Source organism: Pantoea sp. C2G6, from assembly GCF_051336815.1.
In the GTDB taxonomy this organism is placed as follows: Bacteria; Pseudomonadota; Gammaproteobacteria; order Enterobacterales; family Enterobacteriaceae; genus Pantoea.
On the sequence record NZ_JBGMNJ010000010.1, the window covers coordinates 111003 to 126888 of the forward strand.

Annotated in this window: 12 protein-coding genes and 1 tRNA gene; 8 read left to right on the forward strand and 5 right to left on the reverse strand. The window is 56.1% G+C overall.

Features of this window, described 5'->3' with window-relative positions:
- Positions 1–14: 14 nt before the first annotated feature.
- The 4 genes from ACCW71_RS14520 to ACCW71_RS14535 form a co-directional block, all read right to left on the reverse strand.
- Positions 15–1334, reverse strand: a complete 1320-nt coding sequence (locus ACCW71_RS14520; protein WP_436372468.1) for a methyl-accepting chemotaxis protein — start codon at positions 1332–1334, stop codon at positions 15–17.
- Between the two features lie 385 nt (positions 1335–1719).
- Positions 1720–2049, reverse strand: coding sequence for a DUF1493 family protein (locus tag ACCW71_RS14525; protein WP_436372470.1), 330 nt, complete (start codon positions 2047–2049; stop codon positions 1720–1722).
- Entirely contained in the window at positions 2049–2516 is a 468-nt protein-coding gene (locus ACCW71_RS14530; RefSeq protein ID WP_436372472.1) for an STM2901 family protein, read from the reverse strand. The genes ACCW71_RS14525 and ACCW71_RS14530 overlap by 1 nt, the downstream gene beginning before the upstream one ends.
- Positions 2517–2526: 10 nt before the next feature.
- Positions 2527–3009: an Hcp family type VI secretion system effector gene (locus tag ACCW71_RS14535; protein ID WP_436372474.1), complete on the reverse strand. Its 483-nt coding sequence runs from the start codon at positions 3007–3009 to the stop codon at positions 2527–2529.
- A 292-nt stretch (positions 3010–3301) separates the two neighbouring features.
- On the opposite strand from ACCW71_RS14535, the gene ACCW71_RS14540 reads away from it, so the two are divergent.
- From ACCW71_RS14540 to nifJ, 3 genes are all read left to right on the forward strand, one after another.
- Positions 3302–3377, forward strand: a tRNA-Phe gene (locus tag ACCW71_RS14540).
- A gap of 649 nt (positions 3378–4026) precedes the next feature.
- Positions 4027–5661, forward strand: coding sequence for an NAD(P)-binding protein (locus ACCW71_RS14545; RefSeq protein WP_436372476.1), 1635 nt, complete (start codon positions 4027–4029; stop codon positions 5659–5661).
- Between the two features lie 17 nt (positions 5662–5678).
- Positions 5679–9245, forward strand: coding sequence for a pyruvate:ferredoxin (flavodoxin) oxidoreductase (gene nifJ / locus ACCW71_RS14550; protein WP_436372524.1), 3567 nt, complete (start codon positions 5679–5681; stop codon positions 9243–9245).
- Positions 9246–9360: 115 nt separating this feature from the next.
- Here the strand turns inward: nifJ and ACCW71_RS14555 are convergent, their stop codons facing one another.
- On the reverse strand, positions 9361–10524 hold the full coding sequence (locus ACCW71_RS14555; RefSeq protein ID WP_436372477.1) for a M20 metallopeptidase family protein: 1164 nt from the start codon (positions 10522–10524) through the stop codon (positions 9361–9363).
- Between the two features lie 328 nt (positions 10525–10852).
- On the opposite strand from ACCW71_RS14555, the gene ACCW71_RS14560 reads away from it, so the two are divergent.
- The 5 genes from ACCW71_RS14560 to ACCW71_RS14580 all read left to right on the forward strand — a co-directional run bounded on the left by ACCW71_RS14560 (position 10853) and on the right by ACCW71_RS14580 (position 15886).
- A complete protein-coding gene (locus tag ACCW71_RS14560) occupies positions 10853–12262 on the forward strand; it encodes a sodium:solute symporter family protein (RefSeq protein ID WP_436372479.1) in 1410 nt (469 codons plus the stop codon).
- Between the two features lie 244 nt (positions 12263–12506).
- On the forward strand, positions 12507–13472 hold the full coding sequence (locus ACCW71_RS14565) for a diguanylate cyclase domain-containing protein (protein WP_436372480.1): 966 nt from the start codon (positions 12507–12509) through the stop codon (positions 13470–13472).
- 744 nt (positions 13473–14216) lie between these two features.
- The gene (locus ACCW71_RS14570; protein WP_436372482.1) at positions 14217–14381 is read left to right on the forward strand and encodes a general stress protein; all 165 of its coding nucleotides are present in this window, start codon (positions 14217–14219) and stop codon (positions 14379–14381) included.
- Positions 14382–14885: 504 nt separating this feature from the next.
- Positions 14886–15368 carry a ferritin-like domain-containing protein gene (locus ACCW71_RS14575; protein ID WP_436372484.1) on the forward strand — a complete coding sequence of 161 codons (483 nt, stop codon included), beginning with the start codon at positions 14886–14888 and terminating at the stop codon, positions 15366–15368.
- Between the two features lie 11 nt (positions 15369–15379).
- Positions 15380–15886 (forward strand): ferritin-like domain-containing protein, encoded by a 507-nt coding sequence (locus tag ACCW71_RS14580; protein WP_436372486.1) that lies wholly within the window; start codon positions 15380–15382, stop codon positions 15884–15886.

The following is a 15886-nucleotide window of genomic DNA, read 5'->3' on the forward strand; positions in this document are numbered from 1 at the left end:
GCCCCCTTTGCGGATTACCTCTTTAGCGTTTCGGTCACATGGCTGATGGCGCGCACCATATCCGTTGCGCCTTCGCGGATGTCAGCAATCACGCCACCCGCCTCCTGCGCCAGCTGCACGCCCTGATCGGCACGCTTCAGGTTAGCCTCAATGCCTTTCATCGCCCGGCTCGCCAGCTGATGATTCTGCTGCACCCGGTTTTCGATGTCTGCGGTCGCCCGGTTGATGTTCGCGGCCAAGGTGCGCACTTCATTGGCGACCACGGCAAAGCTGCGGCCATGCGCACCGGCGCGCGCCGCTTCAATCGCGGCATTGAGCGCCAGCAGGTTGGTCTGGTCGGCGATATGACGGATCCCCTCGACAATCGAGCCGATCCGATCTGAAGATTCGCTCAGGCCGGTGATGTCACCGGAGATCACCTGGAGCTCATCCGCCAGCGCATGCATGGTCTCTACGCTGCTGGCGATCACATCGGCACCGAGGCGGGTGCTTTCATCGGTTTGCAGTGCGGTCTGCCACGCGCGTTGCGCCGCGTCATGCTCCTGCTGATTCTTTTCCACCTGGGCGGTGACATCGGTGGCGAACTTCACGATTTTATAGAGCCGACCCTGCTCGTCGAACACCGGGTTGTAGGTGGCGCGCAGCCAGATTGTCTGCCCCTTTTTATTCACCCTGGGAAACTGACCCGAGATAAATTCTCCCCGATTCAGCTGCTGCCAGAAGTCGTGATACTCCTGGCTGTCGCGCAACGCCTGCGAGCAGAACTGACGGTGGTGAATGCCCTGAATCTCTTCACGACGATAGCCCATGGTTTTCAGGAAGTTATCGTTGGCTTTCAGAACCTCGCCCTTGAGGTTGAAGGCGATCACCGCCATCGATCGTTCAATGGCGTTGGTGATGGCGCGCTGCTCCTGCACATCGTTGATGTGCCCGGTAATATCGGTCGCCAGCTTGACGATTTTGATCACCCGGCCATGACGATTGCGGACCGGCACATAGTTGGCTTCGAGCCAGACCGGACGGCTGTTTTTCGCCACGCGCAGGAATTTGTCACTGAAACTTTCGCCCCGGTTGAGCCGCAGCCAGAACTCCTGGTAGTCGCGGGACTGCACCTGGTCGGCGGTACAGAACAGGCTGTGGTGCTGTCCTTCAACCTCCGCCAGCGTGTAACCCATGCGTGCCAGAAACAGGGCGTTAGCGCTGAGAATGGTGCCATCGGGAGAGAAGGCGATCATGGCAATCGAGTCATTGAGAGAGGTCAGTGTCGCTGCTGAGTGTGTACGCTTCTGCCAGCTCTGGCGTGAAGCGAGTCCTGATGTAATAGTTGAAAACATGGTGATCCTTATTATTAGTGTGGGTCTCGGCTTCTTTATCGGCAAAATCGCGCCACAATGCAGGCTGCGGCGGGGTGCTGGATGAAATTTATCCGCAGGAATCGCTGCGTTTGTTGTGCCGCTGGCGAGCGGCTCGGCGGTTTGATGGAAAAGCGGTCAGTTGATGTGATTTCAGTGAAAAGCGTTTGACGCTGCCGGGCCGCTTTGCCCGAATTGCTGATTGGAGAGCGGAGATTGAAAATCTCTGGATCGTTTAATAGAAGAGAAGGCTGAAACCAGATGCCACAAGGCTGCGCGGCAAAGCAGGGCTTTTTCCTTCTCTGGCTTTACTCACACAACCAGCATCAGAGTAATATGAAAAAAACCGGAATTCTCCTTTGCCTTTTCAGTCATACAACCATCGCCCTGCCTTTGCAGACTCAATAATCATTGCAACGGTCAGCGGCTTGAGCGTTGGCTCTGGCGAGGGTCTCTTTTGCCAGAATGGATACTCATATTCGAAGTAATTTCTGCCATCAAAGTTTGAATGCTCAATATCAAAATGCCCGAACAAATCTGATAAAAAATCATGGGCATCTTCTGGTACAAACTGAAAATCATCAAGTAAGGTCCACTCCTTAGTTACCTGTTTAACTTCAGGTTTATACCATTTCTTACGAACAGGATAACGTTCCATGATGTACCCGATAACGTCTGTTTCATAATCTCTGCCCATCAGAGTGAAGTCCACTGTATACGGTCTGCCGGCCGGGCAATAAGGTTGTATTTGTCGCGCGTACGTTTCGCAACAAGCTGCACCGTAATTATCAGCTCAGCATAACCGACGAACGGAACCCAGCGGCCTAAGAAGGTCGCTATTTTGTTAGTAGGAACCATTTTTAGTTTTGACAGTTTTCCCATTGGGGCGAGCGGTCTAAGACCGAACGGGAAGCGGGCGTCTCCTAAAAGCCGTCTTGATATAATGGAGGCTACACTCGTCCCTGGCGTGTGAGTGGCGGCTGACAGTTTCCCGGATACAGGAATGAATGGCTGACCAATCAGAACCATGCTGACAGCTTCAGTGGTCATTCCTGATGCGTCTGCAAGCTGTTCAATGAAAATCAGGTCAAACAGTTCACCGGGCGTCACATTTGCATGCCCATGATAAAAGTATGTCCCGTTTTTTTCTTCGGTCGTATCCATACGCTCCTCACTACACCGTTTGGCGTTCGCTCCATGCGTCTGTAAAAATGATATTACCGTCACAATGCTTCCAGGTAATTTTCTCGTAACGCATTTCTATGGTCTCGAGATGGTTGTTATTAGCGTCACCTGGCGCAGCCATTACTGGAGATACCGACACTATGCGAACCCTTTCAAGAAGCATGTTGAAATACTCCACTTCCTGTCCGGCATCATTAATTTTGTACCACTTTAGCTCAGCTTTTTGCAGTGCCTGGCCAGTAGCAACGGCTTTATAGAGATACGGGCTGGAGTAGTCGAACTCCTTGATAACCAGCATGGGGGAATGCTGGCGTGTGCCGGTAGGTTTACCCGTGGCGTTATCCACAGGAATGCTCAGATTATGATGGAACCCTTTAAATTCAATGCTAAATTCCCTGTTCTGAACATCACAACCTCCTTTGATAAGCGCACCACCGTCATCGTACAACCACAAGTTTCCCGGTATAGCCATGTTCGAAAATCCCTTTCTCTTTGTATGGAGTAAGGCGAGTCTAACCCTCTGTATTTGATCAGTAAATAAACAATTTTAGTTAAGTTAATCTCAACGTACCATGAAAAACAGCCGCTTTATTTGTCGGCTATAACATCTCCTTCTGCAAAGGAGAGGCGGGGTTGTGACGGGAACAGCAGGAGTGATATTTGAGCAAAATCATTACTTTTTGCTGAAAAAACACGCTCATGAACGATTCACTGAAGATTTCCCATTGACGAAACCAGGCTAATCCAGTTTAATGCGCCCCGTTGCCCGAATAGCTCAGTCGGTAGAGCAGGGGATTGAAAATCCCCGTGTCCCTGGTTCGATTCCGGGTTCGGGCACCACAAATTTGAAACCCTCGCTTCGGCGGGGGTTTTTGCGTTTCAGGGGCGGCTCCTTTCATCGAACCTTCGAACCACGCGCCATATCCAGAGATCAATCTTCCCACGGTCTGCCAGATTATCCGGCAGAGCGACCGCGCGATTATCATTACGATATGCCTTCTCTCATTATGAGAATTTATTGCGCTGCAACCGCGCTGATATTCAGCCACTCCCTGCGATTAACGTCGTAATAGCTGCCGTCGCTTCATTAATAAGAGCGGGTATTAAGAGTAATAACGATTGTTATTCTCTTTTTTATGACTCCCGGACGCTGCGCCAGCCAGCGCCGTGCCTGCATCTTTAGCCATTCCGCCAGCTTGCTGCTGGCGCTAACCTTGGGTCACCAGGCATTTAATCGGTGCCTTATTCTGTTGATCGGCCGTCATGGTATAGCAATTGCTAAACCCCATCAGACGGCCTCCTCACTTCCCGGCTGTGTCACCTCATCTATCCATCTCTCTCCGGGAGGGCACCGCTAATAAAAGCCGGGGGCCGCCTGAAGTCATGACATCAATAAACAGGGACCGCAAAGAATAAAGCGCGGTCATTATTCGTCAGGGTGAAAATTAACCCGCTGTAATAACAGCAGCAATAAGCGATAAGCAATGTTATGAAAAAACTAAAAAATGATATGACGCGCCCGCCGGATCTCGCCGGCCATTCCGGCACGGGTCCGGTTCGTCGGCAGCGGCCAATTTATCAGGACTCGCTTCCCCCCTGTAACCACGCCTGCCCGGCGGGTGAGAATATCCAGGCCTGGCTGGCGCTGGCGCAGGAGGGCCGTTACGAAGAGGCCTGGCAGACGCTGGTGGAAAATAATCCGATGCCCGCCATCCACGGGCGTGTCTGCTACCACCCCTGCGAAACCGGCTGCAATCGTGCTCAGGTCGATCGGCCAGTGAGCATCCACGCGGTGGAGCGCTTTCTCGGCGACCAGGCCCTGGAGCATGGCTGGAAACCGGTGTGGAAAGCGGCTGACAGCGGCAAGCGCGTGCTGATAATCGGTGCGGGGCCATCCGGTTTATCCTGCGCCTGGCACCTGCGCCGCCTCGGTCATGAGGTTGAGATCCACGAGGCGGGCCCGATGGCTGGCGGCATGATGCGCTTCGGCATCCCGGCCTATCGCATGCCGCGCGATATTCTTGATCGCGAGATCGGGCAAATCCTGTCGACCGGCATCACCCTGAAGCTGAACCAGAAGGTGGAGGATGTGCTGGCCACCAGACAGCAGGGCAACTTTGACGCCGTGTTTATGGCCATCGGCGCGCATCTGGCGAAGAAAGTCGATATTCCGGCCAGGGAGGCGGGCAAAATCCTCGATGCGGTCAGCTATCTTGAGGCGGTTGAGCGTGGCGAAGCCCCTAAACTTGGCCGCCGGGTCGCCATCTATGGCGGCGGTAATACCGCTATGGACGCCTCGCGCACCGCCCGCCGTCTCGGCGCGGAAGAGGTCATGATTATCTATCGCCGCGACCGGGACCACATGCCAGCCCACGGATTTGAAGCCGATGAAGCCCTGGAAGAGGGAGTTAAAATCAACTGGCTGCGCACCATCCGCAATATCGACAACACCACCATGACCGTGGAAGAGATGGCGCTGGATGAAAATGGCCGTCCGCAGCCGACAGGGCGCTTTGAAACCCTGGATGCCGACAGCCTGATCCTGGCACTGGGTCAGGATGTGGATCTCTCAGTGCTGGAACGCATCCCCGGCATCCAGCTCCACAAGGACGGCATCGTGGATGTCGATGAACATATGATGACCAGCGTTGCCGGCATCTTTGCCGGAGGCGATATGGTGCCGTCAGAGCGCACCGTGACCATCGCCACCGGCCACGGTAAAAAAGCCGCGCGCCACATCGACGGCTGGCTGCGCCAGCAGCCCTACCAGAAAGCGGAGCCGGTGCCGGTTATGGCCTATCCCGGCCTGCATCTCTGGTACAACACCGATGCCGAGGCGGTCTCGCAGCCGATGATGGCACCGGAAGCGCGCACCGGCTTTGACGAAATCATTGGCGGACTGGAGGCTGGTCATGCGCGCTATGAGGCGGCCCGCTGCTACTCGTGCGGCAACTGTTTTGAGTGCGACGGCTGCTACGGCGCCTGCCCGGAAGGGGCGATTATCAAGCTGGGCAAAGGGCTGCGCTATCAGTTCAACTATGACCTTTGCACCGGCTGCGCCGCCTGCTTTAACCAGTGCCCATGCCACGCCATCGAAATGGTGGCAGAGGAGAACCACTCATGAGCGACAAGAGTAACCCGATGGTGATGATTGACGGCAGCGAAGCGGCCGCCTGGGTCGCCTATAAGGTCAGTGAGATCTGCGCCATCTATCCGATCACCCCCTCCTCAAATATGGCCGAGCTGGCTGATGAATGGTCGGCGAAGCAGATCCCCAACATCTGGGGCAATGTGCCGACGGTGATGGAGATGCAGCATGAGGGCGGTGCCGCCGGCACCGTGCACGGCGCTTTGCAGGCTGGCGCGCTCAGCACCACTTTTACCGCCTCTCAGGGGCTGATGCTGATGCTGCCTAACATGTATAAAATCGCCGGGGAGCTGACCTCCGCCGTGTTCCACGTCGCCGCCAGGGCGCTGGCCGCCCAGGGGCTCTCTATCTTCGGGGATCACCAGGATGTGATGGCGGCGCGTACCACCGGCTTTGCGATACTCAGCGCGGCTTCCGTTCAGCAGGCGCAGGATATGGCGATGATTGCCCATGCCGCGACCCTGGAAGCACGCATCCCGTTCATCCATTTTCTCGACGGCTTTCGTACCTCGCACGAGGTTAACAAGATCTCGCGCCTGACGGATGATCAGATCCGCAGCATGATTGATGACCGGCTGGTGCGCGCCCACCGCAGTCGGGCGCTGAACCCGGACCATCCGGTGATGCGCGGGACCGCGCAGAACCCCGATACCTACTTTCAGGGGCGCGAAAGCGTCAACGCCTACTATGACCAGGTGCCCGCCATCGTTGAGAACGCGATGGATCGCTTCGCCCGGCTGACCGGTCGACGCTACCACCTGGTGGAATATTATGGCGCAGAGCAGGCCACTCACGTCATTGTGGTGATGGGGTCTGCGGCCTCCACTCTGCGTCAGACCCTGGATTGGCTCAACCAGCAGGGCGGCCAGTACGGGGTTATCACCATCCATCTCTACCGTCCTTTCCCCGCCGACGCGCTGATCGCGGCGCTGCCCGCCAGCGTGAAATATGTCACGGTGCTGGATCGTACCAAAGAGCCGGGTGCCAATGGCGAGCCGCTCTATCACGACACGCTGAGCGCGCTGGTCTCCGCCCTGCAACAGGGTAAGCTGGCGCAGCTGCCGGTGCTGAGCGGCGGGCGCTACGGCCTGTCGTCGAAAGAGTTTACCCCGGCGATGGCCAGAGCCGTTTTTGAACAGCAGCAGCGGCCCGACGCACGGCGTTTTTTCACCATCGGCATTCACGATGATGTCACCCACCTCAGCCTCGACTGGGATGAAAGCTGGAATATAGAGCCGGACCATCAGGTGCGGGCGCTGTTCTTTGGCCTCGGAGCCGACGGCACCGTGGGGGCGAACAAGAACAGCATCAAAATTATCGGCGAGCTGCCGGAGTACCACGCCCAGGGCTATTTTGTCTATGACTCGAAAAAGTCGGGTTCGCGTACCACCTCCCATCTGCGTTTTGGCCCGACCCCGATCGACTCGCCTTATCTGATCAGCTCGGCAAACTTTATTGGCTGCCACCAGTTCAACTTCATCGAAAATCTCGATCTGCTGACCTATGCCGCCCCAGGTGCCACCTTCCTGCTGAACAGTCCCTGGGGAGCTGACGAGGTGCTGGAGCATCTGCCCGCCAGCGTCCAGCAGCAGCTACGTGAGAAACAGATAGAGCTGTATGTGATCAACGCCGCTGAGGTGGCGCGCGAAAATGGCATGGGATCGCGCATCAACACCATTATGCAGACCTGCTTCTTTGCACTCTCGAAAATCATGGAAAAAGAGCGGGCCATTGCTCTGATTAAGAAAAGCATTGAGAAGAGCTATCTGCGTAAAGGCCAGGCGGTGGTCGATAAGAACTTCGCCGCGGTGGACGCCACGCTTGCTAATCTGCATCGGGTCAGCGTGCCGTCACGGGTGAGTATCAGCGCGGATACCGGCTGGCAGATCGCTGCCGAAGCGCCGCGCTTCGTGCGCGAAGTAACCGCGGAGATGCTACAGGATCGCGGGGATCGTATCCCGGTCTCGATGATCCCGGCGGACGGCACCTGGCCCACCGCCACCAGCCAGTGGGAGAAACGGGATATTGCCCTGACCATTCCGCAGTGGCGGGAGGATCTCTGCATTCAGTGCGGCAACTGCTCATTCGTCTGCCCGCATGCCGCCATCCGCGCCAAATTTTATCATCAGGATCGGCTCAGTGGCGCGCCGCAGAGTTTTAAAAGCGCGCCGATCAGCGCCAGAGGCTTCCCGGATACCCGCTACACGCTCCAGGTTTATCCGCAGGACTGCACCGGCTGTAATCTGTGCGTTAACGCCTGTCCGGTGCGCGCCAGAGATGAGGCGGGCGCTGAGATTCGCGCCATTAATATGGTCGATAAGCTGCCGGTGCTGGAAGCGGAGAAAACGGCGCTGGCATGGTTCCAGACGCTGCCGTGGCCGGCTCGCGAGACTATCGACTTCTCCACGGTACGCGGCGTGCAATATCTGGAGCCGCTGTTTGAGTTTTCCGGTGCCTGCACCGGCTGCGGCGAAACGCCCTATCTGAAAACCCTGACGCAGCTGTTCGGCGACCGGATGATGGTGGCAAACGCCACCGGCTGCTCATCCATCTACGGCGGAAACCTGCCGACCACCCCCTGGTCACAGAACCCGGACGGAAAAGGGCCGGCGTGGTCAAACTCGCTGTTTGAAGATAACGCCGAGTTTGGCCTGGGGTTCCGTCTGACTGCCGACCACCATCGTCATCAGGCGGCGCAGGCCCTGCGGGCGCTCTCGCCGCGGCTGGGTGAGGCGCTGGTGGAGGAGATCATCAACGCTCCGCAGCAGGTTGAGTCGGAGATCCAGCGCCAGCGTCAGCGGCTGGAGCAGGTCCGGGCGACACTGGCCGGCGATCTCTCCGAACCGGTGCAGAACCTGCTCAGTATGCTCGACCATCTGATTCGTCGCTCGGTGTGGATCGTCGGGGGGGATGGCTGGGCCTACGACATCGGCTCCTCCGGGCTGGATCACGCGCTCGCGTCCGGCCGCGACATCAATATTCTGGTGATGGATACCGAGGTCTACTCCAACACCGGCGGGCAGATGTCGAAATCGACGCCGCTGGGGGCGGTGGCACGCTTTGCCGCTGGCGGTAAAACCATGGCGAAGAAAGACATCGTGTTGCAGGCCATCTCCTATGGCAATGTCTACGTGGCGCGCGTCGCCTTCGGCGCGAATCCTCAGCAGGCGCTTCAGGCGATGCGAGAGGCGGAAGCCTATCCGGGACCGTCGCTGATTGTCGCCTACAGCCACTGTATCGCCCACGGCATCGATATGACGCTGGGTCTGGAGCAGCAGCATCGCGCGGTGGCCTCAGGGCACTGGCCGCTGGTGCGCTACAACCCGGTACTGCGTGAGAATGGCAGCAATCCGTTCACGCTGGATAACCTGCGGCCGACGCTGCCGCTGTATGAGTATCGCCGCCATGAAACCCGCTTTATGGCGCTGATGCAGCAGAATCCGCAGGAGGCGGAGCGGCTGATGGCGATTGCCCAGGATGTGGCTCACCAGAAATGGGCCAACTATGAAAGCCTGGCGATGCGTCCGGCGGAGACCTTCCACCCGGATGCGCGGCGCTGATTAAGCCGGTATCACCCAGGGGACAGCGCAGGCTGTCCCTTTTTTTGCCTGAAGAAAATGGCGGAAAGCCCGCCTGACCCTCTCAGAGCAAGCTATGCGGAGCGGGAGCCTTCTGTCACGACATCACCAGCTTTCTGGCCAGCGCCAGATAGTAGCGGGTGCCGTGCAGCAGGGCATCTTCGCAGGGATTAAAAAAGGAGTTGTGCAGGGCGGGCTGCTCTCCCTCGCCATTGGCAACGCCCAGCCAGGCGAAACAGACCGGGGCGATCGCCTGATATTCTGAAAAATCCTCACCGACAAAGGCGGGCGCTGACTGGGCGTAAAACGCGCCGAGGCTGCGGGCCGCCGCGCTGGCAATGTCGCACAGCCTGTCGTCATTGATGATCGCCGAGTAGTCCCATTCGTCAAAAATCACCCTGGCCTGACAGCGGTGTGCCTGTGCCACACCCTGAACGATTCGCGCTATCGCCGCTTTAATCTGCGCTCTTACCTCTGGGGTGAAAGTGCGGGTGGTGCCGCACAGACGGGCCTCATTGGGAATCGCCGCCGTGGTGCCGTCGCCGCAGATCAGGCTGCATACTGAGATAACCGCGGACTCACGCGGATCAATCTCTCGGGCCACAATCGACTGTAGCGCCTGCACCGCCTGCGTCGCCGCTATCAGCGGATCGAGGGTCAGATGCGGCATGGCGCTGTGGCCGCCCCGTCCCTGAATAGAGATGTTAAAGGTATCGCGGTTAGCGGTGGCAATGCCGCGCTTCAGCGCCAGGGTGCCGCACGGCAGCGAGGGCAGAACGTGCAGCGCAAAAAACATCTCTGCGCCCGCCAGCACCCCGGACGCCACCAGCTCCTTCGCCCCGCCAGGGGACATCTCCTCACCGCGCTGAAAAATAAACAGGATCTCTCCATGAATGGATGCCTGCTGCTGCGCCAGCACGCTGGCGGCGCCCATCAGCATCGCCGTATGCATATCGTGACCACAGGCGTGCATTAAACCGGGCCGGGTGGAGGCGCAGGCGAGGCCGGTTTTCTCCTCCACCGGCAGCGCGTCAATATCGGCGCGAAAGGCCAGAGTCCGCCCCGGATGCGCGCCTCTGAGCCTGACCACCACGCCGGTTGCTGCCGGACAGCTGATCTCCAGCGCCCCGAACGGGGAGAGCTGCCGGATAATATAGTCGGTGGTCACTCTCTCCTGGTGGGAGAGCTCCGGGTAGCGATGTATCGCTGCGCGCCAGTCGGCAAGCTGCCGGGATAGTTGCTGCCAGTTAATCTGCTCCATAATCGTTGCCTCAGGTTTGATCTGACCCGAGCCCAGCATTAATCGTGCCAGCCGGGGCGGCAAACGCGCCGCGCCAGCCCCATCCTCTACCGCGCACGCCGCCGGGCAGCGCTCTCAATATGAGAGAACGCGCACCGCAGAGTGAGAATTCTCTCTCAGGCCAGATGTGATGAGGATTTATCCCGCAACCTGCCGGGAAAGCGCCACCCAGCCGTGGCAGCGCGCAGAAGGTGATCGTCCCCGCAATTCTGCCGGTCCGCCAGTGGAGGAGATAAGGCGCAGCACGCAAGTTGCATAGCGTTGCAGAAAGAGATCACCGGAGAGAGCCATGAGCGCTAACGTTATTATTACCGCGACGATTTTTGCCTATATTGCTGTGATGCTCGGCGTCGCACTCTATGCCAGAACCCGCATCGGCAATGCGGATGACTACCATCTGGCGGGGCGACGACTGGGAACCCTGATGCTGGCCGGCACGCTGGCGGCAACGGAAATCGGCGGCGGGAGTTCGATTGGGGTCACGGCGAAAGCCTATGGCGAATGGGGCCTGTCAGCGGCCTGGTATGTTATCGCCACCGGCATCGGTATTTTTCTGGTGGCCTTTATTGCCCCCTCAATGCGCCGCTCGATGGCGACCACCGTGCCGGAAATTATCGGTAAGATTTATGGCAGGCCGAGCCATATTGTCACCAGCACCTTATCCGTGATTTCCCTGATTGCGCTTTCTGCCGCGCAAATGACCGCCTGCGCCACTATCGTCAGCGTATTGCTGCATATCAACTTTACCCTGGCGATCGTGCTTTCCGGGGCGCTGCTGGTGTTTTATACCTGGGTCGGTGGCATGTGGAGCCTGACGATGACCGACTTTATTCAGTTCTTTATTATCGTCTTTGGCTTCGCGCTCGGTATCGTTTATATCCTGTGGCACCATCCGGCGGGATTCACGCTGCTGTCACAGCATCTTCCGCCAGAGAAACTGTCAGCAACCCGGCTGGGATGGGGAACCATTACCGGTCTGATCGTGATGTACTTTATGACCTTCTGTACCGGGCAGGAGGCGGTGCAGCGTTTCTACTCCGCCCGCAACGAAAAAGTCGCCATCAAAGGGGCGCTGCTGTGCGGCATAGTCATGGTGCTGTACGCTTTTGTTCCGGCCACGTTCGGGCTGCTGGCGTTTGTGCTTTATCCCGGTATTCCCGCGAATGAGGCGCTGGCCACCCTCGCCACCGGCCAGCTGCCGCCGCTCTTTGCCGGGCTGGTGCTCTCCGCGGTGCTGTTCGCCACCCTCTCCAGCGGGTCGGGCGATCTGCTGGGCGCGGCCAGCATCAGCGTGAAGGATATTTATTACGGCTACATCAATCCTGCCGCCAGCGAGGCGGGCGGCGAGCTGCGCAACAGCCGGATTGTGGTGCTGGTGGTAGGGGCGGTGGGGATCGTCGTCGCGCTGCTAAGCCAGCAGATTATTGAGCTGCTGGTGTTTGCCTTCACCATCCGGGCAACCGGCCCCTTTGCTGCCTATCTGTTTGGTCTGCTGGCGCATTCGCCACCACGGCAGGCGGGTTTTATCTCGATTCTGGCCGGTACGCTTGGGGGCGTGATATGGCAAATCATCGGCCAGCCGTGGGGCGTTTTCGCCATCATTATTGGCGCGCTGGCGAGCCTGGTGAGTTATCTGTTGTGCTGGGCGTGGGTAAAAAAACATCCTGCTGACACTGAGGGTGAACAGCAGGCGCGATAATCGGAGATGACGCAGCTTACTCTCTGCTCTGCGGAGAAGTCCGTCAGCTCATCCATTTTGTCTGACAAACAAATTTCACGACGAAACCCACCGCCGGTTCGCCTCTGTGCTGTAATGCCAGACCCGCGCCGCCTGAAATCCTGTCGAGCCTGCAATTGACCGCGACTAATCGTGTTTTAGACGCCTCTATTTACAGAATTGCTCTGACAGGCACAATAACCTTTTTTCAGCCTGTCTTACGGTCATGTCAGAAGAAGCGCTGCGTCAACAGATACAAAACCTCAAAAAGCATAATGCGCGACTCAAGCGTATAGCCCATGACGCCCGCAATAAACTCAATGCTGCGCTGGATGGCACCGGCCTTTTCCTGTGGCAGCTCGACATTCCCAGCGGCAAACTGGTGATCTTCAACCGGCGCTGGGGCGCGATGCTGGGCTTTCAGCCAAAAGAGACCGATGCCAACTTTGAATCCTGGAAAGAGAGTCTGCATCCCGATGATGCCGCCGAGGTTTTACAGGCCTTCAACGATCATATCGCCGGTAAAGCGCCTTACTATGAAGCCCTGCACCGCATGATTGCGAAAAATGGCAGCATCACCTGGGTGCTGGATCGCGGGCGGGTCAGTGAACGGGACGCAGAGGGGAAGCCGCTCAAAGTCATTGGCACGCACATTGATATGACTAAAGAGAAACAGTATGAAGAGCAGCTTGCTTTGCTGGCGCTGCACGATCCGCTGACGCTGCTCAACAACCGGCACGCTCTGCAAAACTACTTTCGTGAGCTACAGGCGCAGGGGCCGCTCTGTGTCGCTTTTATCGATCTGGATAATTTCAAACACGTAAACGATACCCTGGGCCATCGCAGCGGCGATGAAGTGCTGATCCAGCTGAGTCAGCGCTTTATCCAGCTCTCTCCCCCTGAGGTGATCATTGGGCGTCTCGGCGGTGATGAATTTGTCCTGTTAATGCCGTTTGCTCTGACGCATCCGCAGGTTAAAAAGCTCGCCCATGCCTGTCTGGATGCGGTATTGACCCCGTTTGATATGGCGAATGGGCATGCGGTGATCGGTGCCTCTGTGGGGGTGGCATACGCGCGGCACGATGATGATTTTGATACCGCGCTGGCTCGCGCGGATGAGGCGATGTACCGCATTAAGAAAAACGGTAAGCGTGGCGTCGTTTTTGACGCTGCGCTGCCCGATCCGCTCTGACCAGACTTTATCCAGCGCTCTGCCTGGCCACATGTCTGACTCCTTATCTTGGTTCCCCGGTGACGCCACTCTCCTTCGGGGGCTAAATCAGGCGCTGTGTCAGCGCCGAAAGGAACGTTTCCCACCGCAAAAAACGCTTTTTAGTACTATTCCGAAAATGCAGCGTTAAGCCGCTGAATGTCTGCTCTTCCGTTTCGTTTATTTTTTACCGTCTGTTCAGGTGCCAGAAACCTGTTCTGAAATGAATTTCTATTGAAAATGGTTAAATAGATCATTTATTGATCAATTACACCGGTTTTATCCTGATTAAATCGTGAAAACACCGCTTCGCTTATTTTGATAACGATAACGGAATGGTTTTAAAATATTTCTCGCTTCGCTTGGGGAAATTGATCGTTTGTTGATCAGCTTAACCACCTGTTATTGATGAATTTGAGTTAGTCCCGCTTCGCTTAGGGTTTTTTCAGTTGGACTTTTTTTGAAAATGATCGATTAATAGAGCCCGGCAGCGCGCGGGATAAAGCGTTCTTGCCGGAATCGCTCTTTTTAAAGCCGGAAGTGAGATTGGCTGAAGTGTGTTACCAGCGTCAGAGTAGGTAACGCCTTTAATTAGCCAGAGTCGTGACGGGTTTTTATTTTGTGGCTTGATCGGTACGATTTTATTGCTACATTTACGTTGCTGAATCGGCCTGATGAAGCGTTGACTGTGCAAATTCTAATTTTAAATTTAAAGAGGAACACAGAATGACTCAATATCGCGGTGGAGCAGGGAACTTTGCGGCCGACAAAGAGCGTGCTGCTGAAGCAGGGCGCAAAGGCGGCCAGAAAAGTGGGGGAAACTTCAGGAATGACCCGGAACGTGCTATTGAAGCGGGTCGCAAGGGAGGTAAGGTGAGTCGCCGGAGCTGAGCGGCTTCAGACCAGCGATAATGACGGATTTCATTCGTTAAACGGGTTGTTTATCAACGCTTTTAATTCTCCTGAAGGATAATTACCGACGGAACTATGTCGGTGCTAAATTATAGAGTTTAATAAACGCCGTTAATAAAGCCGGAAGGGTTATCCCTTCCGGCTTTTTTATTACCTGCACATTTTATCTGTACCATTTAATAAAAGTTTGTACAGATTTAATCTGCCGTCGTTTTTTTTCGGCAGAATACCTGGCAAAATTTATACAATGATTTGTCAGATTGTACAAATTCCCGTGCGTTGACGAAGCGGTATCGTTAAAAAATATTCCCCGCTAACGTGTTGCTATAAAAAGAAAAATGCATTTTGCATGCCACTTTTGTCTTAAATTCGTACCGATGCGGCGTGCGATATAAAAAATCTCCACTAGAATTTTTAGGTGTCAACGTTACAACTGGCGTTGCGTTATTACTGACGCAGCTTTTCAATCAATGAGGCTATCTTATGACAGTGAAAACGTTAAACGATCTGTTCATCCATGACTTGTCAGATGTATACAGCGCTGAGAAACAGATAACCCGCGCATTGCCAAAAATGGCACGCGCTGCCAGTGACGAAAATCTGGTTGCTGCGTTTAACCAGCATCTTGAAGAGACCCGTGCGCAGATCGAACGACTTGATGAATTAGTGGAAGTCACACCGGAAGTAAAAATCAAACGAATGAAGTGCCATGCACTGGAAGGTCTGGTGGAAGAAGCCCAGGAGATTATCGATTCGGTTGAGAAGGGTGAAGTCCGCGATCAGGGGCTGATCGGTGCGGCGCAAAAAGTGGAGCACTATGAAATTGCGACCTATGGCACCCTGCATGCACTGGCGCTGAAACTGGGTTACACCAAAGCGGCTGAGCTGCTTGAGCAGACCCTGAATGAAGAGAAGCAAACGGACGAGAAACTCACTTCGGTAGCAGAAGCTATTACCGTCTCTTAAGGAGCAGCAAAATGACCGCGATTGAGAATTATCATGACTGGCTGCGCGATGCGCATGCCATGGAGAAGCAGGCTGAAAGCATGCTGAGCAAAATGTCGGGCCGTCTGGAGCACTATCCGGCGTTAGAGCAGCGACTGGCGCAGCATCTGGACGAGACCAAACATCAGCTGACCCTGCTGGAGCAACTGCTCGACAGCCACGGTATCGATCACTCGGTAATGAAAGATGTGATGGGTAAAATGGCGGCAACCGGCCAGGCGGTGGGCGGTATGTTCAACTCTGATGAGGTGGTGAAGGGCGCTATCAGCGGCTACGTGTTCGAAAATGCTGAGATCGCCAGCTATACCAGCCTGATTGCGGCGGCTGAGCAGGTGGGTGATACTCAGGGCGTACGTATCCTGAGTGAAATTCGCGATCAGGAAGTGGCGATGGCGGAATGGCTGTTGCAGCATCTGCCTGAAGTGACGCAGCAGTTTCTGCAACGCTCGGCGCAGCCGGGCACAGAAGCGAAGAAGTAG

Bases quoted from the DNA above. Each gene is read 5' to 3' on its own strand.
- ACCW71_RS14565 (WP_436372480.1), top strand. From the start codon at position 12,507: ATGTCAGAAGAAGCGCTGCGTCAACAGATACAAAACCTCAAAAAGCAT.
- ACCW71_RS14525 (WP_436372470.1), bottom strand. From the start codon at position 2,049: ATGGGCAGAGATTATGAAACAGACGTTATCGGGTACATCATGGAACGT.
- ACCW71_RS14570 (WP_436372482.1), top strand. From the start codon at position 14,217: ATGACTCAATATCGCGGTGGAGCAGGGAACTTTGCGGCCGACAAAGAG.
- ACCW71_RS14580 (WP_436372486.1), top strand. From the start codon at position 15,380: ATGACCGCGATTGAGAATTATCATGACTGGCTGCGCGATGCGCATGCC.
- nifJ (WP_436372524.1), top strand. From the start codon at position 5,679: ATGGTGATGATTGACGGCAGCGAAGCGGCCGCCTGGGTCGCCTATAAG.
- ACCW71_RS14555 (WP_436372477.1), bottom strand. From the start codon at position 10,524: ATGGAGCAGATTAACTGGCAGCAACTATCCCGGCAGCTTGCCGACTGG.
- ACCW71_RS14575 (WP_436372484.1), top strand. From the start codon at position 14,886: ATGACAGTGAAAACGTTAAACGATCTGTTCATCCATGACTTGTCAGAT.
- ACCW71_RS14530 (WP_436372472.1), bottom strand. From the start codon at position 2,516: ATGGATACGACCGAAGAAAAAAACGGGACATACTTTTATCATGGGCAT.
- ACCW71_RS14560 (WP_436372479.1), top strand. From the start codon at position 10,853: ATGAGCGCTAACGTTATTATTACCGCGACGATTTTTGCCTATATTGCT.
- ACCW71_RS14520 (WP_436372468.1), bottom strand. From the start codon at position 1,334: ATGTTTTCAACTATTACATCAGGACTCGCTTCACGCCAGAGCTGGCAG.
- ACCW71_RS14535 (WP_436372474.1), bottom strand. From the start codon at position 3,009: ATGGCTATACCGGGAAACTTGTGGTTGTACGATGACGGTGGTGCGCTT.
- ACCW71_RS14545 (WP_436372476.1), top strand. From the start codon at position 4,027: ATGAAAAAACTAAAAAATGATATGACGCGCCCGCCGGATCTCGCCGGC.